26 protein-coding genes are annotated in these 26,766 nt (G+C 71.0%); 11 read left to right on the top strand and 15 right to left on the bottom strand.

Translation table 11 applies throughout. The features are described 5' to 3' along the window. Positions 1–99: 99 nt before the first annotated feature. From G472_RS0128970 to gloB, 3 genes are all read right to left on the bottom strand, one after another. Entirely contained in the window at positions 100–2,211 is a 2,112-nt protein-coding gene (locus G472_RS0128970; RefSeq protein ID WP_029011189.1) for a sodium-translocating pyrophosphatase, read from the bottom strand. 318 nt (positions 2,212–2,529) lie between these two features. Beyond that, positions 2,530–2,982: a hypothetical protein gene (locus G472_RS0128965; protein ID WP_035694149.1), complete on the bottom strand. Its 453-nt coding sequence runs from the start codon at positions 2,980–2,982 to the stop codon at positions 2,530–2,532. A gap of 92 nt (positions 2,983–3,074) precedes the next feature. After that, positions 3,075–3,836: a hydroxyacylglutathione hydrolase gene (gene gloB, locus G472_RS0128960; RefSeq protein ID WP_029011187.1), complete on the bottom strand. Its 762-nt coding sequence runs from the start codon at positions 3,834–3,836 to the stop codon at positions 3,075–3,077. Between the two features lie 47 nt (positions 3,837–3,883). Here gloB and G472_RS36315 point away from each other — a divergent pair, with 47 nt between their 5' ends. Continuing rightward, positions 3,884–4,639 carry a class I SAM-dependent methyltransferase gene (locus tag G472_RS36315; protein WP_035694146.1) on the top strand — a complete coding sequence of 252 codons (756 nt, stop codon included), beginning with the start codon at positions 3,884–3,886 and terminating at the stop codon, positions 4,637–4,639. Positions 4,640–4,654: 15 nt separating this feature from the next. Here the strand turns inward: G472_RS36315 and G472_RS0128950 are convergent, their stop codons facing one another. The 6 genes from G472_RS0128950 to G472_RS0128925 all read right to left on the bottom strand — a co-directional run bounded on the left by G472_RS0128950 (position 4,655) and on the right by G472_RS0128925 (position 11,377). Next, a complete protein-coding gene (locus tag G472_RS0128950) occupies positions 4,655–6,010 on the bottom strand; it encodes a TldD/PmbA family protein (RefSeq protein ID WP_029011186.1) in 1,356 nt (451 codons plus the stop codon). Between the two features lie 82 nt (positions 6,011–6,092). After that, positions 6,093–7,310 carry a multidrug effflux MFS transporter gene (locus G472_RS36310; protein ID WP_051341543.1) on the bottom strand — a complete coding sequence of 406 codons (1,218 nt, stop codon included), beginning with the start codon at positions 7,308–7,310 and terminating at the stop codon, positions 6,093–6,095. A gap of 225 nt (positions 7,311–7,535) precedes the next feature. Next, a complete protein-coding gene (locus G472_RS0128940) occupies positions 7,536–8,141 on the bottom strand; it encodes a superoxide dismutase (protein WP_029011185.1) in 606 nt (201 codons plus the stop codon). 75 nt (positions 8,142–8,216) lie between these two features. Next, entirely contained in the window at positions 8,217–9,527 is a 1,311-nt protein-coding gene (hpnE, locus tag G472_RS36305) for a hydroxysqualene dehydroxylase HpnE (RefSeq protein WP_084536977.1), read from the bottom strand. Between the two features lie 14 nt (positions 9,528–9,541). After that, positions 9,542–10,423 carry a presqualene diphosphate synthase HpnD gene (hpnD, locus tag G472_RS0128930; protein ID WP_051341542.1) on the bottom strand — a complete coding sequence of 294 codons (882 nt, stop codon included), beginning with the start codon at positions 10,421–10,423 and terminating at the stop codon, positions 9,542–9,544. A gap of 84 nt (positions 10,424–10,507) precedes the next feature. Then, positions 10,508–11,377, bottom strand: coding sequence for a squalene/phytoene synthase family protein (locus G472_RS0128925; protein WP_029011183.1), 870 nt, complete (start codon positions 11,375–11,377; stop codon positions 10,508–10,510). A gap of 128 nt (positions 11,378–11,505) precedes the next feature. On the opposite strand from G472_RS0128925, the gene G472_RS0128920 reads away from it, so the two are divergent. The 3 genes from G472_RS0128920 to G472_RS0128910 all read left to right on the top strand — a co-directional run bounded on the left by G472_RS0128920 (position 11,506) and on the right by G472_RS0128910 (position 13,055). Next, positions 11,506–12,360 carry a phytoene/squalene synthase family protein gene (locus G472_RS0128920; RefSeq protein WP_029011182.1) on the top strand — a complete coding sequence of 285 codons (855 nt, stop codon included), beginning with the start codon at positions 11,506–11,508 and terminating at the stop codon, positions 12,358–12,360. 105 nt (positions 12,361–12,465) lie between these two features. Continuing rightward, entirely contained in the window at positions 12,466–12,723 is a 258-nt protein-coding gene (locus tag G472_RS0128915) for an AbrB/MazE/SpoVT family DNA-binding domain-containing protein (RefSeq protein WP_029011181.1), read from the top strand. Then, positions 12,723–13,055: a type II toxin-antitoxin system PemK/MazF family toxin gene (locus tag G472_RS0128910; protein ID WP_029011180.1), complete on the top strand. Its 333-nt coding sequence runs from the start codon at positions 12,723–12,725 to the stop codon at positions 13,053–13,055. The genes G472_RS0128915 and G472_RS0128910 overlap by 1 nt, the downstream gene beginning before the upstream one ends. Before the next feature lie 137 nt (positions 13,056–13,192). Here G472_RS0128910 and trmFO read toward each other — a convergent pair whose 3' ends face one another. Continuing rightward, the gene (trmFO, locus tag G472_RS0128905; protein WP_029011179.1) at positions 13,193–14,527 is read right to left on the bottom strand and encodes a methylenetetrahydrofolate--tRNA-(uracil(54)-C(5))-methyltransferase (FADH(2)-oxidizing) TrmFO; all 1,335 of its coding nucleotides are present in this window, start codon (positions 14,525–14,527) and stop codon (positions 13,193–13,195) included. 206 nt (positions 14,528–14,733) lie between these two features. Beyond that, entirely contained in the window at positions 14,734–15,039 is a 306-nt protein-coding gene (locus G472_RS0128900; protein WP_051341540.1) for a nucleotidyltransferase family protein, read from the bottom strand. Positions 15,040–15,133: 94 nt separating this feature from the next. On the opposite strand from G472_RS0128900, the gene G472_RS0128895 reads away from it, so the two are divergent. Continuing rightward, positions 15,134–15,565 (top strand): rhodanese-like domain-containing protein, encoded by a 432-nt coding sequence (locus G472_RS0128895; RefSeq protein WP_029011177.1) that lies wholly within the window; start codon positions 15,134–15,136, stop codon positions 15,563–15,565. Here G472_RS0128895 and G472_RS0128890 read toward each other — a convergent pair. Together G472_RS0128890 and alaS are read right to left on the bottom strand one after the other, a co-directional pair. Then, positions 15,540–16,385, bottom strand: a complete 846-nt coding sequence (locus G472_RS0128890) for an AAA family ATPase (RefSeq protein ID WP_029011176.1) — start codon at positions 16,383–16,385, stop codon at positions 15,540–15,542. The genes G472_RS0128895 and G472_RS0128890 overlap by 26 nt on opposite strands. A gap of 86 nt (positions 16,386–16,471) precedes the next feature. After that, positions 16,472–19,126 carry an alanine--tRNA ligase gene (gene alaS / locus G472_RS0128885; protein ID WP_029011175.1) on the bottom strand — a complete coding sequence of 885 codons (2,655 nt, stop codon included), beginning with the start codon at positions 19,124–19,126 and terminating at the stop codon, positions 16,472–16,474. 197 nt (positions 19,127–19,323) lie between these two features. Between alaS and G472_RS0128880 the strand changes: the two genes are divergently transcribed. Then, positions 19,324–20,307: a nucleotide-binding domain containing protein gene (locus G472_RS0128880; protein ID WP_029011174.1), complete on the top strand. Its 984-nt coding sequence runs from the start codon at positions 19,324–19,326 to the stop codon at positions 20,305–20,307. Here G472_RS0128880 and G472_RS0128875 read toward each other — a convergent pair. Continuing rightward, positions 20,304–21,008, bottom strand: a complete 705-nt coding sequence (locus G472_RS0128875; protein WP_035694197.1) for a Crp/Fnr family transcriptional regulator — start codon at positions 21,006–21,008, stop codon at positions 20,304–20,306. The genes G472_RS0128880 and G472_RS0128875 overlap by 4 nt on opposite strands. Before the next feature lie 184 nt (positions 21,009–21,192). Here G472_RS0128875 and G472_RS0128870 point away from each other — a divergent pair, with 184 nt between their 5' ends. The 3 genes from G472_RS0128870 (at position 21,193) to G472_RS0128860 (ending at position 22,536) form a co-directional block, all read left to right on the top strand. Beyond that, on the top strand, positions 21,193–21,612 hold the full coding sequence (locus G472_RS0128870) for a NifB/NifX family molybdenum-iron cluster-binding protein (protein WP_029011172.1): 420 nt from the start codon (positions 21,193–21,195) through the stop codon (positions 21,610–21,612). Between the two features lie 108 nt (positions 21,613–21,720). Then, the gene (locus G472_RS0128865) at positions 21,721–21,975 is read left to right on the top strand and encodes a hypothetical protein (protein ID WP_156927298.1); all 255 of its coding nucleotides are present in this window, start codon (positions 21,721–21,723) and stop codon (positions 21,973–21,975) included. Between the two features lie 99 nt (positions 21,976–22,074). Next, a complete protein-coding gene (locus G472_RS0128860; protein WP_029011170.1) occupies positions 22,075–22,536 on the top strand; it encodes a hypothetical protein in 462 nt (153 codons plus the stop codon). Between the two features lie 67 nt (positions 22,537–22,603). Here the strand turns inward: G472_RS0128860 and carA are convergent, their stop codons facing one another. Next, complete coding sequence (gene carA / locus G472_RS0128855; RefSeq protein ID WP_029011169.1) at positions 22,604–23,791, bottom strand: glutamine-hydrolyzing carbamoyl-phosphate synthase small subunit; 1,188 nt, start codon at positions 23,789–23,791, stop codon at positions 22,604–22,606. A gap of 391 nt (positions 23,792–24,182) precedes the next feature. Here carA and G472_RS0128850 point away from each other — a divergent pair, with 391 nt between their 5' ends. Together G472_RS0128850 and dnaG are read left to right on the top strand one after the other, a co-directional pair. Beyond that, positions 24,183–24,647 carry a GatB/YqeY domain-containing protein gene (locus G472_RS0128850; RefSeq protein WP_029011168.1) on the top strand — a complete coding sequence of 155 codons (465 nt, stop codon included), beginning with the start codon at positions 24,183–24,185 and terminating at the stop codon, positions 24,645–24,647. 99 nt (positions 24,648–24,746) lie between these two features. Beyond that, positions 24,747–26,687, top strand: coding sequence for a DNA primase (gene dnaG, locus G472_RS0128845; RefSeq protein WP_029011167.1), 1,941 nt, complete (start codon positions 24,747–24,749; stop codon positions 26,685–26,687). Positions 26,688–26,766: the final 79 nt, after the last annotated feature.

Raw genomic sequence — 26,766 nt, 5'->3', positions numbered from 1 at the left:
ATCGCCCGGCCCTTTCTGATTCGGGGGGAAGCGGAGGGAGTGAAAAAACGACCCCCCGGAGCCGCCGGCTCCGGGGGGTGAAGAACCGGGGGCCGCGGGTCAGGAGAGCTGGGCAATGATCGCCAGCAGCAGCAGCGCCACGATGTTCGTGATCTTGATCATCGGGTTGACCGCCGGGCCGGCGGTGTCCTTGTAGGGGTCGCCGACGGTGTCGCCGGTGACCGCCGCCTTGTGGGCGTCGGACCCCTTGCCGCCGTGGTTCCCCTCTTCGATGTACTTCTTGGCGTTGTCCCAGGCGCCGCCGCCGGACGTCATGGAGATGGCGACGAAGATGCCGGTCACGATGGTGCCCAGCAGCATGGCGCCCAGCGCCGAGAAGGCGTCGGCCTGGCTGGCGACGGCGGTGATCACCAGGTAGAGCACCACCGGTGCCAGCACCGGCAGCAGCGACGGAGCGATCATCTCCTTGATGGCCGACTTGGTCAGCATGTCCACGGCGCGGCCGTAGTCGGGCTTGGCCGTGCCTTCCATGATGCCGGGGATTTCGCGGAACTGGCGGCGCACCTCGATCACCACCGATCCCGCGGCGCGTCCCACCGCCGTCATGCCCAGCGCACCGAACAGGTACGGCAGCAGGCCGCCCAGCAGCAGACCGATGACGACGAACGGGCTGTCGAGCTGGAAGGCGACGTCGATGTCCGGGAAGTAGTGCTTCAGGTCCTGGACGTAGGCCGCGAACAGCACCAGCGCCGCCAGGCCGGCGGAGCCGATGGCGTAGCCCTTGGTCACCGCCTTGGTGGTGTTGCCCACGGCGTCCAGGGCGTCGGTGGTGACGCGGATGTCCTTGGGCATCTCCGACATCTCGGCGATGCCACCGGCGTTGTCGGTGACCGGGCCGTAGGCGTCGAGCGCCACGACCATGCCGGCCAGCGCCAGCATCGTCGTCGCGGCGATGCCGATGCCGAAGACGTGGGCCTGGCTGTAGGCGATGACGATGCCGGCGCAGATCACGATCACCGGCAGGGCCGTCGCCTCCATGGACACGGCAAGACCCTGGATGACGTTGGTGCCGTGGCCCGTCTCCGAGGCGCGGGCGACGCTGCGCACCGGCCGGAAGGACGTGGAGGTGTAGTATTCGGTGATCCACACCAGCAGGCCCGTCACCGCCAGCCCGACCAGCGAGCAGACGAACAGGTTGGTGCCGGTGATGTTCACCGTCGTGGTGCCGCTGGCCATGGGGATCGGCGAGCGGAAGCCGAACATCACGAGCGTCACCAGGAAGATCAGCACCGCCGAAATCACGGCCGACCCGATGAAGCCCTTGTAGAGGGCCGCCATGATGTTGTTGCTGGCGCCCAGCTTGACGAAGAAGGTTCCGGCCACCGAGCCGATGATGCACACCGCGCCGATGACCAGCGGATAGAGCAGCAGCGGGCGCACGGCGTCGCCGGTGAAGAAGATCGCCGCCAGCAGCATGGTGGCGACGATGGTGACGGCATAGGTTTCGAACAGGTCGGCGGCCATGCCGGCGCAGTCGCCGACGTTGTCGCCGACGTTGTCGGCGATGACCGCCGGGTTGCGGGGATCGTCTTCGGGAATGCCGGCCTCGACCTTGCCGACCAGGTCGGCGCCGACGTCGGCCCCCTTGGTGAAGATGCCGCCGCCCAGGCGGGCGAAGATGGAGATCAGCGACGCACCGAAGCTGAGCGCCACCAGGGCTTCCAGCACGTGGCGCAGTTCGGCGGCGTTGCTCAGGTCATAGATCAGGGACAGGGTGCCGAAATAGCCGCCGACGCCCAGCAGGCCCAGGCCGACCACCAGCATGCCGGTGATGGCGCCCGACTTGAAGGCGATGTCCAGCGCCCGCGCCAGCCCTTCGGTGGCGGCCTGCGCGGTGCGGACGTTGGCGCGCACCGACACGTTCATGCCGATGTAGCCGGCAACGCCGGACAGGACGGCGCCGATCAGGAAGCCGATGGCGACCGCCAGGCCCAGGATGGCCCCGAGAATGATGAGGATGACCACGCCGGCGATGGCGATGGTGGTGTACTGCCGGTTCAGATAGGCGCTCGCGCCTTCCTGGATCGCCCCTGCGATGGCCTGCATGCGCTCCGACCCGGCCGGAGCGGCCATGACCTCCCTGCCGGCATAGGCGCCGTAACCGAGGGCCAGGAAGCCGCAGGCGATGACAAATATGAACGCTACTGTCATCCGTTCCCCCAAAAACATTGTATCGGCCATAAATCCCCCGCCCACCTCGCCAAGACGAGGCGGTGTTGAGGCCGATTTTTTCGCCGTTGAGCATGCCTTTCCGGCCGTCGCTTTGCAACAGCGGCAATGCCGGGCAAAGCGCGGCGAAATGGCCGTTCAATGGCGGGGTGAGACGAATGAAATGATTCCAATCTACCCCCTTTGGCCTAAGCGGTCGTCGGGGGGTGTGGATTCATGGCGGCAATTTTACGCAACGGTGACCGGCCGGCCCGCGGATGTTGCGGCGCAACACGTGCACGCCGGAGAGGGCGGCGGATATTACAGATTGCGCTGGGTGACCACCTGGATGAGGACGTCGTGGACCACGTCGGACCCCACCGTCTTGGTGGCGGCCTCGATCAGCTTGGCCTTCAGCGTGGGGATGACGATCAGTTCGCCCTTCAGGATCGACCGGTCGTCGACCGCCCCGTAGAGGGTGGTGATGAAGGCGTCTTCCAGGCGCGGCACGTTGGATTGGGCGATCGGCGCCTTGGCGGCAACGACCTCGATGGTGACCACGACGGTGATGAACTGGGACACCCGGTTCTGCCCGATCACCGGGACCACCACCGGCTTCATGCGCACGTAGGAGGTCACCGGCGGCGGTGGCGGGGGCGGCGGGACGTCGCTCTCCGCCTCGCCGACGATGTACTTCTGATAGAGCATCCAGCCGCCATAGCCGGCCCCGCCCAGCAGAGCCAGACCGATCACCAGCAGCACGATCGCCTTCATGGCCCGCCCCGACACCCGTTTGCGACGGGGCCACCATGACGGCGGATGACTACGATTGGGTTAAGCGTGCGCCCCCGACGGGCGACTCGGGATCACGCCTTGTCCTTGCGCCGCCGGATCTCGGCGAACACCTCCGCGGCCGGGGCGTCGGGCAGGCCGACGGCCGCCCGGACGCCGGGATCGTCGGCGCGCAGGAAGGGGTTGGTGCGGATTTCCGCCGCGATGGTCGAGGGGATGGTCGGCTCGCCCCGGCTGCGCAGGGCGCGGATCTCCTCGGCGCGGCTGCGCAGGTCCGGGTTGTCGGGATCGACCGTCAGGGCGAAGCGGGCGTTGGAGGCGGTGTATTCGTGCCCGCAATAGACCCGGGTGTCGCCCGGCAGGGCGCGCAGCCTGCACAGCGACGCCCACATCTGTGCCGGCGTGCCTTCGAACAGGCGGCCGCAGCCCAGCGCGAACAGGGTGTCGCCGCAGAACAGGACCTTGGCGCGCGGGAAGTGGAAGGCGATGTGGCCGGAGGTGTGGCCGGGCACGTCGAAAACGGTCGCGGTCTCGCTTCCGAACGCGATGGTCTCGCCATCGGACAGGCTCGTATCCATATCGGGGATGCGGTGCGCGTCGGCGCGTCCGCCGATGACCGGACAGCCGTAGCGGGTCTTCAGCGCGTGGTTGCCGCCGGTGTGGTCGGCGTGGTGGTGGGTGTTGAAGATGTGGGTGAGGCGCCAGCCCCGCCGCTCCAGCTCCTCCACCACCGGGTCGGCGTCGCCGGGGTCGACGACGCCGACGGCACCGCCGGGCTCGTCGCGCAGCAGGTGGATGTAGTTGTCGTCGAACGCCGGAATCAGGTGGATTTCCATGGGGTTTTGCCCCTCCCTCGGGCGGATTGTGTTAACCTTCGGCCATCATGTATACCGATATTGTCGACATCCGGGACTTCTATGACACCAGCCTCGGCCAGGTGGCCCGGCGGATGATCCGCCGCCGCCTGCGGGAGCTGTGGCCGGACGTGCGGGGCCAGATCGTCCTGGGCATCGGCTACACCACGCCCTATCTGCGTCCCTTTCGGGACGAGGCGGAGCGGGTGATCGCCCTGATGCCGGCCACCCAGGGCGTCGCGTTCTGGCCGCGCGAGGGCCCCGGATTGGTGGCCCTGGCGGACGAGGCGGAACTGCCCCTGCCGGACATGTCGGTCGACCGGGTGCTGCTGGTGCACGGGCTGGAGGGGACCGAGCAGCTCCGCCCCATGATGCGGGAGATCTGGCGGGTGCTGGCCGGCGGCGGGCGGCTGCTCAGCGTCGTGCCCAACCGCCGCGGCCTGTGGGCCCGGGCCGACTGGACGCCGTTCGGCCATGGCTTTCCCTATTCGCCCTCCCAGCTCAAGCAGGTCATGCGCGACACCATGTTCGTGCCCGAGCGCACGGCGCACGCCCTGTTCATCCCGCCGGTGCGCTCGCGCGTCCTGCTGCGCTCCGCCCCGGCGTGGGAGGAAGTGGGGGCGCGCTGGTTCAAGGCATTCGCCGGCGTGACCATGGTGGAGTCGTCCAAGCAGATCTTCGCCGGCATCTCCCGCAAGGCCCAGCCGGAACGCCGCCGCCTCATCGTGCCCATGCCCGGCGGCACCGCGGCCGCCCGGCGCGCCGGCGATCCCACCGGCGCGTGAGGGCGGGGGAGGCGATCAGGTGCCCGCCACCGTCAGGCCGTCGACGCGGATGGTCGGCGCGTCCATGCCGTAGCGGTGCTCCAGGTCGTCGGCCGGCTCCAGGTTGAGGAACATGTCCTTCAGGTTGCCGGCCACCGTCAGCTCGCTGACCGGGTAGGCGATGCGGCCGTCCTCGATCCAGAATCCGGTGGCGCCGCGGCTGTAGTCGCCGGTAACGCCGTTGACCCCGCTGCCCATCATCTCGGTGACGTAGAGGCCGGAGCCGATCTCGCCGATGATGGCGTCGCGGCTGCGCTTGCCCGGCTCCATGTAGAAGTTGGACGGGGCGGGACCCGGCGGACCGGACGTCCCGCGCGTGGCGTTGCCGGTGGTCTCCAGGCCGAGCTGGCGGGCCGAGCGCAGATCGAGCAGCCAGGTGGCGAGGCGTCCGCCGTCGATCACCGTGCGCCGGGACACCGCGATTCCCTCCGCATCGAAGGGGCGGGAGCGCAGGCCGCGCCGCACATAGGGATCGTCGACGATGGTCACGCCCTCGGCGAAAATGACCTGCCCCATGCGGTCCTTCAGGAAGGACGTGCCGCGCGCCACCGCCGGCCCGCTGATGGCACCGGTCAGGTGGCCCAGCAGGCTGCGCGACACCCGCGGGTCGAAGACCACGGGGACCTTCTGACTTTTCACCTTGCGCGGGTTCAGGCGGCGCACCGCGCGCTCTCCGGCGTCGCGGCCGATGTCGGCGGGGGCGCGCAGGTCGGCGCCGTAGACCTTGGAGTCGTATTCGTAGTCACGCTCCATCCCGGTGCCCGTCCCGGCCAGCACCGACACGGCGAGGGAGCGGCGCGACACCGCGTAGCCGCCGGCGAAGCCGTTGGAGGCGGCGATGGCGATGGTCGACCGGCTCCAGCCGCTGTCCGCCCCTTCGGAGTTGGTGACACCGGGCACGGCGCGCGCCGCGTCCTCGGCGATGCGGGCGTGCTCGATCATCTCGTCGGCCGAGGGCTCGTCGGGATCGCAGACGTCCAGGTCGGGCCAGGTGCGGGCAAGCTGGTCGGGATCGGCCAGACCGCAGAACGGGTCCTCCGGCACCACCCGGGCCATGGCGACGGCGCGCTCCACCAGTTCTTCCAGCGCGCGGGCGCTGCGGTCGGTGGACGACACGATGGCCTGGCGTTTGCCCATGAAGACGCGCAGGCCGAGATCGCCGGACTCCGACCGCTCCAGCCGCTCGGGCCGGCCCAGCCGCTGGGAGAGCGACACCGAGGCGGAATCGAACAGCACCGCGTCGGCCGCATCGGCCCCCGCGGCCTTCGCCTTGCGGATCAGGTCCTCCAGCAGGTTCAGGACGTCGGACTGGCTGGTGCTCGGGGAAGGCATGGGCGTCTCCGTCAGGTCTCGCGGTCTGTCTAGCAAATAGGGCCGCGGTCCAGAAGAGGACAGGGGTTTTGTGACCGCCGCATCAGTCCGCCTGCGCTTCGGCGGCGCGCTGCTCCGCCACGTCGGAGCCCCGCCGTGCCAGCGCGAAGGCGGCGACGGCCAGCCCGGCGCAGGCCACCATGCCCAGGGTCATCACCAGCGGCTCACCGGGGCCGATGGCGCCGATCAGGGTGGATGCCACCGCCCCGGCGCCCATCTGAAGGAATCCCAGAAGACCCGATGCCGTCCCGGCCAGGCGGGGCTCCACGCCGATCGCCGCGGTCATCGCCGGCGGCAGCGTCAGGCCGTTGCCGAAGCACAGCAAGACCGACGGCAGGAACAGCACCGCCGGCGACAGCACCCCCGCCAGCAGGAAGGCCAGCAGCATCAGCGGCCCGAGAAGGGTGCAGGCCATGCCGGTCCGCACCAGCGTGTCGCCGTCCAGCCGGCCCGACAGGCGCGACACCGCGAGGTTGCCGGCCATGTAGCCGGCCGACAGCAGGATGAAGAACAGCCCGTACTCGCTGGGCGGCCGGCCCAGCCGCTCGACCATCACGAAGGGGGCGCCGGCCAGGAAACAGAAGAACACCGCGGTCACCGCCGCGGTGGTCAGGGCGTAGCCGAGAAAGGCCGGGCGCACCAGCAGGGACCGGTACGCCGCCCACAGGGCCGACGGTCCCGGCATGGGTGTGGGCGTGCGGTGGGTTTCCGGCAGCAGGCGCACGGCGGCCAGCCACACCGCCCCGCCGAAGGCCACCAGCAGCAGGAATCCCGACCGCCAGCCCAGCCAGACGTCCAGGAAGCCGCCGATGGCCGGCGCCACCATGGGGGCCACCGCCATTCCCGCGATCACCAGCGCCAGCACCCCCGTCGCCTCCTCCCGGCCCCAGGCGTCGCGCACGATGGCGCGGGCGATCACCATGCCGGCACAGCCACCCAGCGCCTGCGCCACCCGGCCCACCACAAGCAGCCCGATGGAGGGGGCGAGCGCACAGGCCAGGCTGGCGACGGTGTAGAGACCGAATCCGAACAGCAGGGTCGGGCGTCGCCCGAAGCGGTCCGACAGCGGACCATAGACGAGCTGCCCGAACGCCACCCCGATCAGGAACAGCGACAGGGTGAGCTGCACCGTCGCCGGCACGGTGTCGAAGGCGGCCGGCAGGCCGGGCATGGACGGCACGAAGATGTTGAGAGCCAGCGGACCGGTCGCTGTGGCGGCGATCAGCAGCCAGACCGGGGGTTTGGACGGGGATGCCGTCATCGCAAGTCGTCTCCGCGTTGCCGGATCGGCGGACCACCCGCGGCGTGCGGGACGACGCAAGCCTACTCGCACGCGGCCGTTTCCAACACGTACGATTTCCGTAACCCGGGGTTTCGTCCGGCGCGTGGAACCGACCCGCCAACAGGACCCCAGCCGGAGACGTGAATCGAAAAGGGGCCCCCGGCGGGGGCCCCTCTCCGCAACGGCGGATGCGATGCGTGCGCGTCAGGCCGGGGCCTTGGACAGGCGCTCGGCCACGAATTCCCAGTTCAACAGGCTGTCGATGAACGCCTTGACGAAATCGGCGCGGCGGTTCTGGTAGTCGACGTAGTAGGCATGCTCCCACACGTCGGCGGTCAGAAGCGGGTAGTGGCCGTGCGCCAGCGGCGTGTCGGCGTTGCCCGTCTTGGTGACCTTCAGCTTGCCGTTCTCGATGTACAACCAGGCCCAGCCCGAACCGAACTGGGTGATGGCGGCCTGCGAGAACTCCTCCTTGAACTTGTCGACGCTGCCGAAGTCGGCGACGATGCGCTTCTCCAGCTCGCCGGGGATGGCGCCGCCGCCGTTCTTCTTCATACACTGCCAGTAGAAGGTGTGGTTCCACACCTGGCCGGAGTTGTTGAAGATGCCGACCTTGGAGGCATCGCCGACGCTCTGCCTGATGATGTCCTCCAGGCTGGCGTCCGCCAGCGGGGTGTCCTTCACCAGGTTGTTCAGGTTGGTGACGTAGGTCTGGTGGTGCTTGTCGTGGTGCAGGTGCAGGGTCTGCGACGACATGAACGGCTCCAGGGCGTCGTACGCGTACGGGAGCGGCGGCAGTTCGAATGCCATTGGTCGGTACCCTCTTCTTCGGTGTTGCCTTGGACGGTAAGGCGTGTGGCCGACGCCGCGAACGCCTCCGCCCGGTCACATATGACGGCGGCCGGGGAATGTGAAGCCCTGAAAAAGGCCGGGCCGCGCAGAAGAGGTAGTTCGACGGCCGAGCAGGACAAGGGCCGCTGCCTCTCCCGAACGGAGCGCACCCTCCACGGTGGCGGGGAGTCCGGTGGCCGTCCAGTCCCCGGCCAGGACCAGGTTCTCCAGCCGGGTCGCCGCCGGCGGCCGCGCGGCGTCGCCGGTAGGCGACTGGTCGAAGGTGGCCCGCCGTTCCTTGACCACCCGCACCGGCGGCACCGGCGCGTCCGCCGGCCGGCCGAGCACGGCGGCGCAGTCGGTCCACAGGGCGGCGGCCACCGTCTCCGCCGGTCGCTCGGCCAGGGCGTCGGCGGCGCTGACCGTCACCGACAGCACGTCGCCACGGGCGAACAGCCACTCCGCCGTGCCGCCGATCAGGCCGAGGAAGGGCAGACCGCCGGGCAGGGCCGCGGGCCGGTCGAGCCGGAAATGGGCGTTGACGATGGCCGGGCCCGGCGGTGGCACGGTCAGGCCGGGCAGCAGCCGGGCCGCGGCGCGCGGCGGCACGGCCAGCACCAGGGCATCGTCCGCCCCCGCGGCGACCGCAGCGCCGCCGGACCGGAAGCCGGTCACCCGCCCGTCCGCCGTCTCCGGCCCTTCGACGCGGGCGTTGAAGCGCACCTCGGCCCCCAGCGCCTCCAGACGCGCCAGTGCCGGCGTGACCAGCGCGGCCGACAGGCCGTCGGGGGCGAACAGCGGCCGGCAGGCGGCCTCGCCGCGCAGCAGCGTCTCGCGCAGGATGGCACCCAGCAGGCGCGCCGACACGCGCTCCGGCCGTCCGTTCAGGCCGGCGACGGCGAGCGGCGCCCACAGCCGGGCGTAGAGCGGGCTACCGGGGCGCAGCACGTCGGCGACCGTCGCGCCGGCGGGGGCGGTGAGGAGGCGCAGCGCCGCGAAGTGGTCGAGCGCGCCGCCGCCGGGCACCCGGCGGGAGGGGTCGAGAAACCACATCCCGCCGGGGCGCAGCGTCCAGCACTGCCCCGTGGCCCGGTCCAGGAAGGGGAAGGCCGCGGGGTGCAGCGCCGTCATCCGGTCACGCGCGCCGGTGCGCTCCAGGTGGCGGATCACCGCGCGGTTTCCCGACAGCATCAGATGGCTGCCATTGTCCACCATGCGCCCCAGGGCGGCGTCGGCGAAGGACCGGCAGCGGCCGCCGGCCGCGGGAGCCGCCTCGTGCACCACGACGCGCACCCCCGACTCCGCCAGGGTCAGGGCGCAGGACAACCCGGCCAGCCCGGCACCGACGACGTGGACCGTGGCCAAGGACGCCCGCCCCGTCAGCGGGCCGGCGGCCAGCCGGCCATGCAGCGCAGCGCGACCCAGGCGCAGGCGCGCTTGCGCAGACGCACCCGCTGCCCCGGATCGTGCCAGCCCCGCGCCACCAGGGCGGCCAGCAGGCGGCGATAGAGCACCATCATCGCCTCCGCCGCCCACAGATTGGCGCGGCGGCACCGGGCCATGCGGTGCTCCGCCTCGACGAAGCGGGCCTCGGCGCGGGCCGCCAGCGCGGCGCAGACGCCGGGCAGGGCGGGGTGGGCCAGCACCGCCGCCGGATCCCGCGCGGTGATGCCGGCGGCGTCGAGCAGCTCCGCCGGCAGGTAGAGCCGGCCGAGCCCGGCATCCTCCGCCAGGTCGCGCAGGATGTTGGTGAGTTGCAGCGCCTCCCCCAGGGCCAGGGCGAAGGCTTCGCTTTCCGGGTCGGCCCGGTCGAACACGCGCACCGCCAGCAGCCCGACGGCCCCCGCCACGCGGCGGCAGTAGAGGGCCAGGGTCGCCTCGTCGGGGCCGCGCATCAGGCCGGCCAGATCCATGGCCATGCCGTCGACCACGGCCTCCAGTTCGGCCCGCGGCAGGCCGTAGCGCTCGATGGCGCCCTTCAGGGCGGCGGTCAGGCCGTCGGTCGGGGCGGCGCCGGCGTAGAGGCTGCGGATGGTCCCGCGCCAGGCGGCGAGTGCGCGGCGCTTGGCCTCGGGATCGCCGGGCTCGTCGGCCACGTCGTCGACCTGGCGGCAGAAGGCGTAGATGGCGAACATCGCCGCGCGCTTGGAGCGCGGCAGCAGCAGCATCGGCCAGTAGAAGGTGCTGCCCGAGCGGCCGGCCACGCGCGCCGGCGACTCGGCGAGGCGGCGGGCGGCGGCGGCGGGCAGGGGGGCGGTCATGCGGGGCTCGGGCTTCCGGAACGGCGTCGGGACGGGTGGTCCCCGTCCCGACTCGTCAAGCCATAGCACAGCTCCCGCGCCGGGTCAGCCGGCCAACCCGCGGGCAATACCCCGCGCCATGGCATACATCTTCTGATGGGCGCCCAGAGATACCCGCTTCTTCATAGGGTCGCGGGTCCGCAGACGGGCCGCCAGGGATTCCGCCAGGCAGAGGATGACCGCCGCTTCCATGCGCAGGCCGCGGTGCCGGATCAGGCCGGGCAGGGCGGCGGCCCGTTCCAGAAGCTGGTCGGTGTGGTCGACCACGCGGGTGAAGACGGCGCGCAGCTTGGGGTCCGTCTGCGTCTCCACCAGCCGCTCCACGCTGATGCCGGCGTCGTCGAACCAGGCCAGCGGGATGTAGCAGCGGCCAAGCGCCACCCAGTCGTCGCGGGCGTCCTGCAGATGGTTGAGGATTTGCAGGGCCGAGCACAGGGCGTCGGCCGCAGGACCCGCCTCCGGCCCCTCGCCGTGCAGTTCCAGCAGGTAGCGACCCACCGGGTTGGCGGAGAAGCGGCAATAGAGCAGCAGGTCGCTCCAGGTGTGGCAGCGCGCACCCACCGAATCGCGGCGGAAGGCGCGGAGCACCTGCCGGGCGTGGCGGTCGGAGACGCCGGTTTCCTGGAAGCTGGCCCGCAGATCGAGCGCCGGCTTCAGGTATGCATGCTTGGCTTGGCCGGAGGTCAGCGCCCGTTCCAGGGCGTCGAGGTAGGCCAGCTTGCTCTCGGCTTCCAGCTCGGGATCGTCGGCGATGTCGTCGGCCAGCCGCAGGAACCGGTAGAACGACAGGACGTGCGGCCGCAGATGGCGCGGCAGCAGGCGCGATGCGACGGGGAAATTCTCCCCCGCGGCATCCTTGCGGGCGAACGGGCCGGTGCGGGCCCGGGTGGTCGGCGCGATGTTGAAGTCCGTCATGGCGGTTCTGGCCTGCTCTGCTGCGCGACGGGGCTGGCGCGGTGACTTCTCCGACTTAATATAAGCCGCGATCCGGCCCTGGCGTCTCTCCAACAGCATCCACCCCCAATTTTCCCGGTAGACACCCTATGGCAAATGCGACGACCGGCCTGTCCTATTGCGGACAGGAGGTCAGGAAATACGACAACGACCGTTTCCTAACCGGTCTGTTCGCCCCCGTCGACCGGCGGGAAGCGCTGTTTGCCCTCTACGCCTTCAACCTGGAGGTGGCCAAGACCCGCGAGGTGGTCAGCGAGCCGATGCTGGGGCAGATGCGTCTGCAATGGTGGCGCGACGCGGTGGCCGCGGCCTACGGCGAGGGCCGGTTGCCGGAGCACGCGGTGGCCGGCCCGCTGGCCGCGGCGGTGTCCGCCCACGGGCTGACGCGGGACCATTTCGATCGGCTGATCGACGGCCGCGAGGCGGACCTGGACGACGACTCGCCGGCCACCCTGACCTGTCTGATCAACTATGCCGAGGTGACGGCGGTCCCTCTCGTCCGCCTGGCGCTGGAGGTGCTGGGCGCGCGGGAGGCGGCGGCCGGACCGGTGGCCCGCCATGTGGGCGTCGGCTTCGCCCTGGCCGGCATCCTGCGCGCCGTGCCCTTCCACGCCCGCCAGCAGCGCGTCCTGCTGCCGGCCGACCGGATGGCGGCCCACGGTGCCCGCGCCCGCGACGTGCTGGAGCTGCGCGCCACCCCCGCCCTCCGGCCGGTGGCGCAGGAGGTGGCCGCCGCCGCCCGCGACCATCTGCGGCAGGCGCGCGCCCTGCGCCGCGACGTGCCGAAGGCGGCGGTGCCGGCCCTGCTGCCGGCGGTGGTCGCCGACATCCACCTGGACCGGCTGGCCCGGGCGGGCCACGACGTGCTGGCACCGCACCTGCTGCGCGCCACGCCGCTGCGCCACGCCCGCCTCGCCTGGGCGGCACTCCGGGGACGGTACTGACGGGAGCCGCTTGCCGTCATCGTGGCGCCCTCCCGTGCGGGGCCTGCGTTGCCGGACGGCACGGGGTGCGTTATACTTAAATATAACTTCCGGGAAGGCGTCGCCATGCACACCACGAATCTGCGCCGGGTCGGCGGGTCGATCATGCTGGCCGTACCGCCGGCCCTCCTTGATCTTCTGCACCTCGAAGCCGGTGCCAGGGTCGGCCTGAACGTCGACAACGGCCGTCTGATCGTGGAGCCGCGGCCGCGGCCGCGCTACACGCTCGATGAGTTGCTGGCCCGCTGCGACGCCGGCGCCGCGCTGTCGCCCGAGGACCGGGAATGGATCGACGCGCCGCCGTCCGGCAATGAGCTGCCGTGATGGAACGGGGCGACATCTACCGGGTCTCGCTCGATCCGACATCCGGGCATGAGCAACAGGGCACCCGCCCGGTTCTGATCGTTTCGCCCGGCGCCTTCAACCGCCTGACCGGGACGCCCGTGGTGCTGCCGATCACCACGGGCGGCGCGTTCGCCCGCACGGCGGGCTTTGCCGTCTCTCTCGACGGCGCCGGTACGAAGACCACCGGCGTCATCCGCTGCGATCAGCCGCGAGCCCTCGACATCGGCTCGCGCAACGGGCGGCGGCTGGAAAGCGTGCCGGACGCCGTCATGGACGAGGTGCTTGCCCGTCTGGCGACGATCCTCGGGTAGAGGCCCCCGCTGTTGTACGCGGTCAGGACCATCCTGACCGCTGCGTTCAAACGCCACGCAGGCTTCGGCCCTATCGGGCCGCAGCCGCCGTCGCAGCCGATACCGGGTTCGGACGTCAGGACGTACCGAACCCGGTATCACCGCCACCCTTCCAGATCGGCCAGTGCCCGCACGGAATAGGCGCGCTTGCGCTCCTTGCCCTTGATGCGGCCCTCGATGGGCGGGAACAGGCCGAAATTGACGTTCATGGGCTGGAAGGTCTCGGCCTCGGCGCCGCCGGTGATGTGGTTGAGCAGGGCGCCCATGGCGGTGGTCGGCGGCGGGGGTGCGGGGGTGCGGCCGTGCCGCTCGGCAACAGCGAAGCGGCCGGCCATCAGGCCCACCGCAGCGCTCTCCACATAGCCCTCGCAGCCCGTGACCTGTCCGGCGAAGCGCAGGCGCGGCATCGCCTTCAGCCGCAGTGCGGGGTCGAGCAGGCGCGGGCTGTTGAGGAAGGTGTTGCGGTGCAGCCCGCCGAGCCGCGCGAACTCGGCGTTCTCCAGGCCGGGGATCATGCGGAAAACCCGGCTCTGCTCGCCGTACTTCAGCTTGGTCTGGAAGCCCACGAGGTTGTAGAGCGTGCCCAGCGCGTTGTCCTGGCGAAGCTGCACGACCGCCCAGGGGCGCCGGCCGGTGTGCGGGTCGGTCAGCCCGACCGGCTTCATGGGGCCGAAGCGCAGGGTGTCGCGGCCGCGCTCGGCCATCACCTCGACGGGCAGGCAGCCCTCGAAGTAGGGGGTGTCCTTCTCCCAGTCCTTGAACTCCACCGTTTCGCCCGCCAGCAGGGCGTCGATGAAGGCTTCGTACTGCTCCTTCGAGAAGGCGCAGTTGATGTAGTCCTTGCCGCTGCCGCCGGGGCCGGGCTTGTCGTAGCGCGACTGGAACCACGCCTTGGACAGGTCGATGCTCTCCAGGTGGACGATGGGGGCGATGGCGTCGAAGAAGGCCAGCGAGTCCTCGCCGGTCAGGCCGCGCACCGCCTCGGCCAGGGCGGGGGAGGTGAGGGGACCGGTGGCGACGATGACGCTGTCCCACTCCGCCGGCGGCAGCCCGGCCACCTCCTCGCGCACCACGGTGACCAGCGGATGTCCGGCCAGCTCGGCGCTGACCGCCCCGGCGAAGCCGTCGCGGTCCACCGCCAGGGCGCCGCCGGCCGGCACCTTGTGGGCGTCGGCGCAGCGCAGGATCAGCGAGCCGCAGCGCCGCATCTCCTCGTGCAGCAGCCCGACCGCGTTGTACTCCGCGTCGTCGGAGCGGAAGGAGTTGGAGCACACCAGCTCGGCCAGCCGGTCCGTCTGATGGGCGTCGGTGCGGCGCACCGGTCGCATCTCGTGCAGGACCACGGGCACGCCGGCGGTCGCGAGCTGCCAGGCCGCCTCGCTGCCGGCGAGACCGCCGCCGATGACGTGGACGGGGCGAAGACTGTCGGTCATGGGTGCTGATTTCCGGTGTGGGGTAATATTGCGGTGTTGGTGGGGGCTTTATCGCCCGATGGCGGGGTCGAGTCGGGCCCTCTACCCAATCTTTCCCAATTCCGCGGGGGGAGGAGCAGTTCCCTCCCCCGCGTCAGTGGGGGAGGGTTAGGGTGGGGGCCCGGTGATGGCACGATCAAGGCAACCGGCCGTGTCCAGGCGCCGGGTCACGGCGTCCATTCGATCCCCTCCTCGGTCACGGCGCGGCGGATGCCGGGGCTGGCGGTGCTGAGGTCGACCACGTCGACGAAATAGGGCACGGTGCTGTCCTCGAGATCCTCGGCCAGTGTGGCCAGAAGGGCCGGCGGCAGCGGGTGCAGCGGTTCGATGGCGACGTCGATGTCGCTGTAGGGCCGGGGCGCGCCGCGGGCGCAGGAGCCGAAGAGATAGACGCGCGCGGGGTAGCCGGCAAGCCGGTCGAAGACGAGCCGCCGCACCGTGTCCAGCGCGCGCCGCCGGACGTCGTTGATCATCCGCCGATCCTAGCACGGCCGCCCGGCATCTTGCAGCCGCCCGCCGGAACGCATTACATAAGACAGTTCTAAAATATAGGAGCGCGGCGGGACGATGGACGATACGGTTCTGACGGTGGCCCTGGTGGGGGCGGCGGCGCTGGTGATGCTGTGGCCGATGATCCGCATGCGCCTGGCCGGGGTCGGCCGCGTCGGGGCGTCGGAGGTCAAGGGGCGGCTGGACCGCGGCGACGACCTGCTGCTGCTCGACGTGCGCAGCGCCGGAGAGTTTGCCGGCGGCCACATCGCCGGCGCCGTCAACGTGCCGCTGGACACCCTGGACCGGCGGCTGGCCGAACTGCGCGAGGGCATCGCCGCCCACCGCAGCGCCGCCGTCGTGGTGGTCTGCCAGACGGGGCCGCGGGCGGCGCGCGCCTCGGCCATGCTGAAGCGCGCCGGGCTGGCCGACGTGTCGGTCCTGCAAGGGGGGATGAGCGGCTGGTCGGCCTCTGGCCTGCCGGTCAGCGGCCCTCGCGCCGGGCGATGAAGGCCAGCCGCTCCAGCAGGTGCACGTCCTGCTCGTTCTTGAGCAGGGCGCCGCACAGGGGCGGGATGACCGTGCGGGCGTCCCTGGCGCGCAGCGTTTCGGGATCGATGTCCTCGACCATCAGCAGCTTGATCCAGTCCAGCAGCTCCGAGGTGGAGGGCTTCTTCTTCAGCCCCGGCACCTCGCGCAGTTCGTAGAACAGGCCCATCGCCTCGCGCAGCAGGGCCGGTTTGATGCCGGGGTAGTGCACGTCGACGATGCGCTGCATGGTCGCGGCGTCGGGGAAGCGGATGTAGTGGAAGAAGCAGCGGCGCAGGAAGGCGTCCGGCAGCTCCTTCTCGTTGTTCGACGTGATGACGACCACCGGGCGCCGCTGCGCCCTGATCACCTGGCGCGTCTCGTAGACGTGGAACTCCATGCGGTCGAGTTCCAGCAGCAGGTCGTTGGGGAACTCGATGTCGGCCTTGTCGATCTCGTCGATCAGCAGCACCGGGGCCTCGGGCGCCTCGAACGCCTCCCACAGCTTGCCGCGCACGATGTAGTTGGCGATGTCGTGCACCCGGGCGTCGCCCAACTGGCTGTCGCGCAGGCGGCTGACCGCATCGTACTCGTACAGCCCCTGCTGCGCCTTGGTGGTCGACTTGATGTGCCAGGCGATCAGCGGCCGGTTCAGGGCGCGGGCGATCTCCACCGCCAGCACCGTCTTGCCGGTGCCGGGCTCCCCCTTGACCAGCAGGGGGCGTTCCAGGGCGATGGCCGCGTTGACGGCGACCATCAGGTCCTCGGTGGCGACGTAGCTGTCGGTGCCGGTGAAGCGCATGGGCGAAGCAACTCACGGGTTATCGTCGGTTGGTGGCGCTGCGGTCATCCTCCCCCGCCGGCGGCGGGGGAGGGCAGACTGCCTTGTTAGCCCGCCAGAACCGCTTCCAGCGCCGCGACGGCGTCATTCGCCCGGGCGCCGTCGGGACCGCCGGCCTGGGCCATGTCGGGGCGGCCGCCGCCGCCCTTGCCGCCCAGCGCCTCGGCGGCGGTGCGCACAAGGTCGACGGCGGAGAAACGGCCGGTCAGGTCGTCGGTGACGCCGACCACCACCGATGCCTTGCCGTCGTTGACCGCGATCACCGCGACGACGCCGGACTCCACCTGCTTCTTCAGGTCGTCGGCCATGGGCTTCAGGTCTTTGGCGGGCAGGCCCTCGGCGACGCGGGCGAGGAACTTCACCCCGTTCACCTCCCGGGCTCCGCCGCCGGACTGCGGACCGCCGCCGCCCATGGCGACCTGGCGGCGCAGCTCGGCCAACTCGCGCTCCAGCTTACGGCGCTCCTCCACGAGGGCGGCGACGCGGGCGGGCACCTCGGCCGGGGCCACCTTGAGGGCCGAAGCCGCCTCGGTCAGCAGATGGTCGCGCTGCTCCAGCCACGCGAAGGCGCCCTTGCCGGTCAGCGCCTCGATGCGGCGCACGCCGGCGGCGACGGCGCCCTCCGACACCACCTTGAACAGGCCGATGTCACCGGTGCGCCGCACATGGGTGCCGCCGCACAGCTCGATGGAGTAATCGCGCTGCAGATCGCCGTGCGGGCCGCCCATGGAGACGACGCGCACCTCGTCGCCGTACTTCTCGCCGAACAGGGCCATGGCGCCCATGGCCCTGGCTTCGTCCGGGCTCATCAGGCGGGTGACCACCTCGCTGTTGGCGAGGATGCGGGCGTTCACCACCTTTTCGATCTCTTCCACGTCGGCCGGCGCCAGGGGCGTCGGCTGCGAGATGTCGAAGCGCAGGCGGTCGGGCGCGACCAGAGAGCCCTTCTGGGTCACATGCTCGCCCAGCCTGTCCTGCAACGCCTTGTGCAGCAGGTGGGTGGCGGAGTGGTTGGCGCGGATGGCGCCCCGCCGCTCACCGTCGACGCGCAGCTCCACCACGTCGCCGACCTTCAGCGTGCCCTTGGTCACCGTGCCCGCGTGCGCCCACACCGCGCCCAGCTTCTTGAGCGTGTCGGTCACCACCACCTCGGCCCCGCCGGGGGAGAAGATGACGCCGGTGTCGCCGACCTGGCCGCCGGATTCGGCGTAGAAGGGGGTCTGGTTCACGATCACGAACACCTGATCGCCGATGCCCGCCTGCTCGACCCGGGCGTCGCCCCTGACCAGGGCGGTGACCTTGCCCTCGGCCACCTCGGTGTCGTAACCGAAGAACTCGGTGGCGCCCAGCTCGTCCCGCAGTTCGAACCACAGCCGCTCGGTCGCCGCCTCGCCGGAGCCGGCCCAGGCTTCGCGCGCCTTGCGGCGCTGCTCGTCCATGGCCGCCTTGAAGCCGGCCTCGTCGACGCCGCGGCCGCGACCGCGCAGCACGTCCTGGGTCAGGTCCAGCGGGAAGCCGTAGGTGTCGTACAGCTTGAACGCCACGTCGCCGGGCAGCGCCCGGCCGGCGTCGAGGCGCGCCTCCTCCTCCTCCAGCAGGCGCAGGCCGCGCTCCAGGGTCTGCTTGAAGCGGGTCTCCTCCAGCTTCAGCGTCTCCACGATCAGGGCGCGGGCGCGCGTCAGCTCCGGATAGGCGTCGCCCATCTGGGTGATCAGGGCGGGGACCAGCCGGTGCATCAGCGGGTCGCGGGCGCCGATCATGTGGGCGTGGCGCATGGCGCGGCGCATGATGCGGCGCAGCACGTAGCCGCGCCCCTCGTTGGACGGCAGCACACCGTCGGCGATGAGGAACGAGCAGGAGCGCAGGTGATCGGCGATCACCCGGTGCGACACCGCGTGCGGCCCGTCCGGCGCGCTCGACGTGGCGTCGGCCGAGGCCAGGATCAGCGAGCGCATCAGGTCGATGTCGTAGTTGTCGTGGCGGCCCTGCAGCACGGCCGCCAGCCGCTCCAGCCCCATGCCGGTGTCGATGGAGGGCTTGGGCAGCGGCACCAGGTCGTCGGGCCCGCGCTGCTCGAACTGCATGAACACGAGGTTCCAGATCTCGATGAAGCGGTCGCCGTCGGCGTCGGCGCTGCCCGGCGGGCCGCCGGCCACGGCGGGGCCGTGGTCGTAGAAGATCTCCGAACAGGGGCCGCAGGGGCCGGTGTCGCCCATGCGCCAGAAATTGTCGTCGGTGGGGATGCGGATGATCCGCTCATCGGGCAGCCCGGCGATCCTGCGCCACAGCCCGGCCGCCTCCTCGTCGGAGGTATGGACGGTGACCGTCAGCTTGTCGGCGGGCAGCCCGAATTCCTTCGTGATCAGGTTCCAGGCCAGCTCGATCGCCTGGTCCTTGAAGTAGTCGCCGAACGAGAAGTTGCCCAGCATCTCGAAGAAGGTGTGGTGGCGCGCCGTGTAGCCGACGTTGTCCAGGTCGTTGTGTTTGCCGCCGGCGCGCACGCACTTCTGCGAGGTGGCGGCGCGCGAATAGGGACGGGTCTCCGCGCCGGTGAAGACGTTCTTGAACTGCACCATGCCGGCGTTGGTGAACATCAGCGTCGGATCGTTTCGCGGCACCAGCGGCGACGAGTCGACGACCTGATGGCCGTTCTTGGCGAAGTAGTCCAGGAAGGTGGCGCGGATGTCGTTGGCGGTCTTCATAGGATCGTCGGGCTCCGGAACGCGTCTGCCTCAAGCGGCCGAACGGGTGCTTTTAACTTGAGTTGGGGTGTCTGTCCACCGGAGGCCAGTCGCCGTCATGCGCGTGCCGTCGCAACCGCCCCTTTCCCGGCGTCGCGCGACGAACGGCACCCCCGCGTGTTGAGGGACCGAACGGTGCAAGGGCGCATAGGGGGGAGATGGCGCAGATCCTCGTCCTGACGGACACTCTCGCCGGTGCGGTCGACGCCGCGCTGGCGTTCGTTGAGGCGGGTACGCCCGCGGGCCTGATGCTGTCGGCCCGCGCCGATGTGCCGGAGGTGCCGGTGGCCGTGGTCGATCTCGACACCGCGCGCCTCGCCCCGGCCGCCGCGGCCGTCCTGGCCGTGGACGCGGTGCGGCGCCTGTACGGGCCGGAGCGGACGCTGGTCCGCTACATGACCGGCCCGCCGGACCCCGGGCGCACGGAGGAACTGACGGCGCTGTGCGAGGCGGCGGCCCGCAACGGGGACGGCCCCGCGCGCCTCGTGGTGGAACCCGATCCGACGCCCGATCCGACGGAGATCGCCGCGGCGCGGCGGCCGGACCCGGATGGTGCGGGCGCCGTGGTGTGGGTCGGCGGCCGCGCGCTGGCCGGCCGGCTCGCCGCGGCGACCGGGGTGCGGGTGGCCCCGCCGCGCCCGGCCATGCCGACCTCCGCCGGCCCCGTGCTCACGGTTGCCGGCGCTCGCGGTCCGGCGGTGCGGGACCTCGCCGCCGCCGACGGCGTGCGCTCCGTCGCTGTCGCGTCGCAGGTGCTGCGCCAGGGGCCGGGCAGCGCGGAATGGGGGCACGCCGAACAGGCGCTGCGCGAGGCTCTGACCGGCGGCGGCGACGCGCTGCTGTGTGTCGACGGAGAGCCGGAGCCGGGGGACGGCCATGCGGTGGCGGTCGCCATGGGCCGGCTGGTGTCCGACCATCTTCAGCGTGTCGGCGGGCTGGTGCTGTCGGGAGGTGAAACGGTGCGCGCGGTGCTGCTCGCCGCCTCTCTCGGCAGCCTGCGGGTGCAGGACGCGGCCGAACCGGGAGTGGCGGTCTGCCTCACCGAAGGCCGACGGGTCCTGCCGGTGATCCTCCGGGCCGACCATGCCGAAGAGCCGGGTGTGCTCGTGCGGTGCCTGGAGCGCCTGCGCACGGCTGTCTAACCCTCGTCGGCGATGGCCTGCAGGGCGGCGCGGTCGCAGCGGAAGTGATTCGGCCGCAGTTCGGTCACCACCCCCTGACGCTTCAACTCGGCAACCATGCGGCTGGCGGTCTCGGTGGTGATGCCCAGCATGGCGCCGACGTCCTCGCGGCCGAACAGGTCGCAGGCGTCGCCGTCCTCCCCGACCAGCGTCAGGAACAGGCGGGCGACGCGGGCGCGCGCGTTGCCCGTTCCCAGCTCCACCAGGAAGGCGTCGGCGCGTTCCACCGCCTTCTGCCAGCGGTGCATCAACTGGCGGTGCAGGCGCGGTGTCTGGTCGGACAGGCGTTGGATGACGGCGCGCGGGATGCGGCAGGTCAGCACCGGGTGCACGGCGATGGCGGTGTGCTGGTAGGGCTGGCCCAGCACCGCCTCCAACCCCGCGGTGTCGCCGCGGCGCAGCAGGCGCACGATGCGCTGGCCGCCGCTGGGCAGGTACTGCACCAGCTTCACCAGGCCGGAGCGCACGGTGAACACGGCGTTGGGATCGTCCCCGATGTGGTAGAGGGCGCTGCCGGGCGCCACCATCAGCTCGTCGATGGGCAGGTGAACCAGACCGAAATCGGCCTCGGTCAGGTCGGCGAACAGCGCCAGGTCGCGGACACCGCACCCCTTGCAATTGGCGAGTCCCTGCCACGCCGCGGCGATATCGGTCTTCTTCACGTCGTCGATCCGGTTCCTGGAGGCGGCGACCGCATCTGCCCGGTGCGTCACGGTATCGCACACCGCACGCTGCGGGCCGGAGGCGATCGGTCGGCGTTGACGGGCTTCGCGGCGCGGGTTCACCATGGAACGGTAATATAGTCATTTTCTCGGGATTGACCATTTCCCAACGCGGAGGGATCGCATGAGGATCGCCGTCGCAACCCGGGACGGAGCGACCGTCACCAGCCATGGCGGGCGCGCCCGGCGCTTTCTCGTCTATGAGGCCGAGGCCGGTAGCGAGCCGGTGCTGGTGGAGACTCTGGAGCTGGGCGAAGCGCAGGCCCTGCACCACCACGGTGACGGCGCGCCGCATCCCATCGACAGCGTGAAGGCCCTGGTCGCCGGCACCTCCGGGCAGGGGTTCGTCAATCACCTGCGCCGCCGGGGGATCGAGCCGGTGCTGACCGCGCAGACCGACCCCGTGCAAGCGATCCGCGACTGGTTCGCCGGCACCCTGAAGCCGGCCGCGCTACCCGAGCATCCGCACGAGCATCATGACGTGCCCGATGATCACCACCACCACGATCATCGCCACGGCCACCATGGCGGTCGTCATGCCTGACGCCGCCGGTTGGGAGGGGACGCGGGCCCCCGTCCGGTGACGGCCGGAACCCCGGTCGTGCCGCTCCTGTTGATCACGGATCACCTGGACGGACCGGAGCGTGCCATCATGGCCGATACCCACCGCACCGGCGGGGCACCGCAGCATGCGCGCGACGCCACGCTGAAGACGGACGGCGCCCGCCCGCGCCCTTACGCCGTGTATGAACGTGCCGGCGAACCGGGCGGCGGACGCTCGGCTGAAGACACCACGGCGGTCAAGGCGCCGCACATTCCGCCGCGCGGCTGGAGCTTCGGCGGTGGCGCCATTCCCGTGCTGCTGGTGGTGGCGTTGCTGATCGCACTGGCCGCGTGGGCGCTCTGACGTCGTTCATCCCGTCGACAGACAAGAGTCGACAGACAAGAATAGAGAGCATCGGACGTCTCCCGTGACGCGCCGGATGCTCGAGAGGAGATTTGCCGGATGGCGAGCATCATCATCGCCCTTTTCGATTGTCCGGACGAGGCGAGCCGGGTGGCCGGCGGGCTGGTCGACGCGGGCGTTCCGCGCGACGAGGTCTTCGTGGCCGGCGGCGATCCACCCCCGGAACGCGCCGAGCTGGAGGACCTTGCGCAGACGCTGGGCAAGCTGGGCGTGCCGGAGGCCGATGCGGCCAACTACGCCGACGGCATCGCCGCCGGTGGCGCGCTGCTGGTGGTTCGTGCCGCCGAGGGAGAGGACGCACGGGTGCGCGGCCTGATCGCGCGGATCGCCCACGGCGGCGTCCCGTCGGCGGCGGAACCGGACGGCGGCGGCACCGCCTGCGACACCACCGACGTGGGGCAGGCGGCCGGTGCCTACGGCACCCGCGGGGCCGCCACCGCTTTCGGCGGGATCGAGCGCGTACCGGCCCGCAGCCCCTCGCCGGAGGACGTGAAGCACTGACGCGTGTGGCAAAGGGGGCCGCCCGGTCCCCTTTGCCGCGGGGGCCGTTCGGCCCCCTTTGCCGTGATCAGGGCAGGGGCTTGCCGTCCATCAGGTCGACGAAACGGTGGAACAGGTAATGGCTGTCCTGCGGGCCGGGTGACGCCTCGGGATGGTACTGCACCGAGAAGACCGGCTTGCCCCGGACCCGGATGCCCTCGTTGGTGCCGTCGAACAGGCTGACGTGGGTGGTCTCCACCTCGGCCGGCAGGCTGTCGGGCACCACGACGAAGCCGTGATTCTGGCTGGTGATCTCCACCCGCCCGGTGGCCAGGTCCTTGACCGGATGGTTGGCGCCGCGGTGGCCGCGCTCCATCTTCTCGGTCCGCCCGCCCAGGGCCAGCGAGAGCATCTGGTGGCCCAGGCAGATGCCGAACAGCGGCACGCCCGTGTCGATCAGCGCCCGGATGGTCGGCACGGCGTACGCGCCGGTCGCCGCCGGGTCGCCGGGGCCGTTGGACAGGAACACCCCGTCAGGCTTGTGGCGCAGCACGTCCTCGGCTGTGGCGGTGGCGGGAACCACGGTCACCTTGCAGCCCGCGTCGGCGAGGCAGCGCAGGATGTTGCGCTTGGCCCCGAAGTCGATGGCGACAACGTGGAAGCGCGGCATCTCCTGCCGGCCGTAGCCGCGCCCGATCTGCCACAGGGTCTCGTCCCAGCCATAGGTCTGGCGGCACGACACGTCGCGGGCCAGATCCATACCCTCCAGCCCCGGCCACGCCTTCGCCTTGGCGACCAGGGCGTCGATGTCGAAGGCACCCGCGGGGTCGTGGGCGATGACGCCGTTGGGCGCACCCAGGTCGCGGATGCGCCGCGTCACCCGGCGGGTGTCGATGCCGGCGATGCCGACGAGGTCGAAGCTCTTCAGCCACTCGTCCAGGTGGCGCGTGGCGCGCCAGTTGGACGGGGACGTGATGTCGGCGCGCAGGACCAGGCCGCGGGCGGCCGGGGTCGTGGTCTCCACGTCCTCCGGGTTGGCGCCGACGTTGCCCACGTGGGGGAAGGTGAAGGTGATGATCTGCCCGGCGTAGCTGGGATCGGTGAGGATCTCCTGATAGCCGGTCATCGAGGTGTTGAAGCAGACCTCGCCCACCGCGTCGCCCGCGGCGCCGATGCCGCGTCCGCGGAAGACGGTGCCGTCGGCCAGCACCAGCACTCCGGTGTGGGTACCGGCATCACCGGCCGGCCGCGCGTCGGGGGAATTGGGGTCGGACATCCTGGTGGGACCTTAAACCTCGTGGGACCTTAACAAAGCCCGCCACCGACGACATATTCACAGGTCACGGAGCCGCCCGTGTCCCCGTTGCCACCGTGTCCCCGTCGCCGCCGTGCGCGCCGGCACGGACGCGGAAGCGTCCGGGGCGGTCGGTCGGGCAGGCGGCCGGGCAAGGCGGGCTGAGCCTGGATCGAATAGACACGTGCGCGGATCGGGTCAAGTCGTATATGACGGTGACAGGCGCGACCGGCGTCTATATGACGACGCCCGGCGGAATTGCCAGGGGAGCTGCGGTGGAATCCGGCGCTGGCGACGGACGGCGGAATTGGGTAACAATCCGAGTCCAAATTGTGGAAAAATTCTTCAATCGCGACACGACGAGGATGCCATCATGCTGCGCACGCGGCTGAACGAGACCTTGAAGGAGGCCATGCGGTCCAAGGACCAGCGCACGGTCTCCACCGTCCGCCTGATCCTCGCCGCGCTGAAGGACCGGGACATCGCGGCGCGGACACGCGGCGTGTCCGACGGGATCGACGAGACCGAGATCCTGTCGATGCTGCAGACCATGATCAAGCAGCGCCAGGAGTCCATCACGCTGTACGAGCAGGGCGGGCGCTGCGAACTGGCCGAGCAGGAGCGCGAGGAGATCGCGGTCATCGAGAGCTTCCTGCCCAAACAGCTTTCCGAGGCGGAGATGACGGCGGCCGTCAGCGCCGTGATCGACGAGATCGGCGCCACCTGCGTCAAAGACATGGGGCGCACCATGGCGGAGCTGCGCAGCCGCTACGCCGGGCGGATGGACTTTGCCAGGGCCAGCGGCATGGTCAAGCAGCGCCTGGCGCCGGTGTGCTGAGCCGCCGTCCGGCGGCGGCCGGAGGATCGGGCCGGTAAGCACTTGTTTACCCGTTTGCGCTAACCACGCCGTCGCGTTCGCCCGCAGCCCCGGTGGTCCATGGCCTTTCCGCCCCAATTCCTGGAGGAGCTGCGCCAGCGGTTGCCGCTGTCCGACGTCATCGGGCGCCGCATCCGCCTGATTCGCGCCGGGCGCGAGTTCAAGGCCCCGTGCCCGTTCCACAACGAGAAGACGCCGTCCTTCTACGTCAATGACCAGAAGGGCTTCTTCCATTGTTTCGGCTGCGGGGCGCATGGCGACGTCATCGGCTTCACCATGCGTTACGACAACCTGGCCTTTCCGGAGGCAGTCGAGAGCCTGGCGTCCCTGGCCGGGCTGGTGGTGCCGCAGCCGACCGAGGAGGAGCGCCGGCGCTACGAGCGGCGCAAGACGCTGCACGACGTCATGGAGCAGGCGTGCCGCTGGTTCGAGCGTCAGCTCCGCGAGCCGGCGGGGCGGGCCGGCCTCTCCTATCTGCAGGGGCGCGGCCTCGACGCGGACACCATCGCCCGTTTCCGCCTGGGCTTCGCCCCGGCCGATGGCAGCGCGCTGCGCACCCACCTGCTGCGCGAGCGCTGCGACGAGGAGGACCTGGTCACCGTCGGCCTGCTGCGCCGCCCGGACGACGGGCGCGCACCCTACTCCTTCTTCCGCAACCGGGTGATGTTCCCGGTCACCGACCGCCGCGGCCAGGTCATCGCCTTCGGCGGCCGCATCCTGGAGGGTGACGGGCCGAAGTACGTCAACACCGCCGACACCCCCCTGTTTCACAAGGGCACGCTGCTCTACGGCCTGTCGCGGGCCCGCCAGGCGGCGGCCGACGGCAAGCCGGTGGTGGTGGCCGAAGGCTATATGGATGTCATCGCGCTGGTGTGCGCCGGCTTCGAAGGGGCGGTGGCGCCGCTGGGCACCGCGCTGACCGAAACCCAGGTGCAGGAGCTGTGGCGCCTGATTCCCGACGGTGAGAAGGAGCCGTACCTGTGCTTCGACGGCGACAACGCCGGGCGGCGGGCGGCCTGGAAGGCGGTGGAGCGCATCCTGCCCCACCTGGCGCCCGGCCATTCCGCCCGCGTCGCCTTCCTGCCCGAAGGGGAGGACCCCGACAGCCTGATTCGTTCCCACGGCGCGCGTGCCATGCAGGGCGTGCTGGACGCCGCCATCCCCCTGGCCGAGGCGGTGTGGCGCATGGAGAGTGAGGGGCGGCGCAGCGACACGCCGGAGGCCAAGGCGGCCGTCAAGGCGGCGCTGGAGGCGCGCTGCGATTCCATCGCCGACCGCACCGTGCAGTCCTTCTATCGGACCGAGATGCGCCGGCGCGTCGACGCCGCCTTCGGCTGGGCCGCCCGCGGGCCGGCCGGCCCGCCGTTCCGCCCCCGGTGGCCCGGCGCGACTCGGGCGCCGCGGCGCCACGTGCCGGGGGAGCCGGGGCTGCGCACCAGCCCGCCGCCGGACTTCCGCCGGTCATCGCCGCGCCGTCTGTCGCAGGACATGGCCCGCGAAAAGATCCTGCTGGCCACGGTGATCAACCATCCCGAGTTGTTCGACGAGGTCGGGGAAGCCCTGGCGTTGCTGCCGTTTCCCCCCGGACCCCTGGAAGACCTGCGTCAGGCCCTGATCGACACCCTGGGCAGCGAATCGCGGTACGACTCGGGGCTTGACGCCGCCGCCGTCCACAGCCATTTGTCATCGGCCGGCTTTGATACCATTTTGGCATCTTTGCTCAGCGGGTCGACGTATGTCCATGGTCGCTTCGCCCGTCCGGACACCTCCGCGGAGGATGCACGGAAGGGCTGGTGGCCGACATGGCGGCACCTGCACCACCGGCGGGTCTTGGCCGAATTGAGGGAGGCGGAGGAATCTCTGGCTCGCGCGTTCAGCGAGGAACGGCACGCCCGGGTCGTCGCCCTGCGTGAGGAAATCCTCAGGACGGCGGCGGGCATCGGCGACGATGGCGACGATGCCGGCCCGGACGACGGTGGAATGGAAGAGGCCGTTCGATGAGCGGGGGCTCACGGAACGGAAGGGTTGGGCGGGCACCCGGGGGAGGGGGACCGCCGAAGTACGGCACGGTTGGAACCGG

Origin of the sequence: Azospirillum halopraeferens DSM 3675, assembly GCF_000429625.1 — a bacterium.
Classification (GTDB): domain Bacteria; phylum Pseudomonadota; class Alphaproteobacteria; order Azospirillales; family Azospirillaceae; genus Azospirillum; species Azospirillum halopraeferens.
Note: the sequence above shows the minus strand (reverse complement) of the source record. Positions and strands in the feature narration are given on the sequence as shown.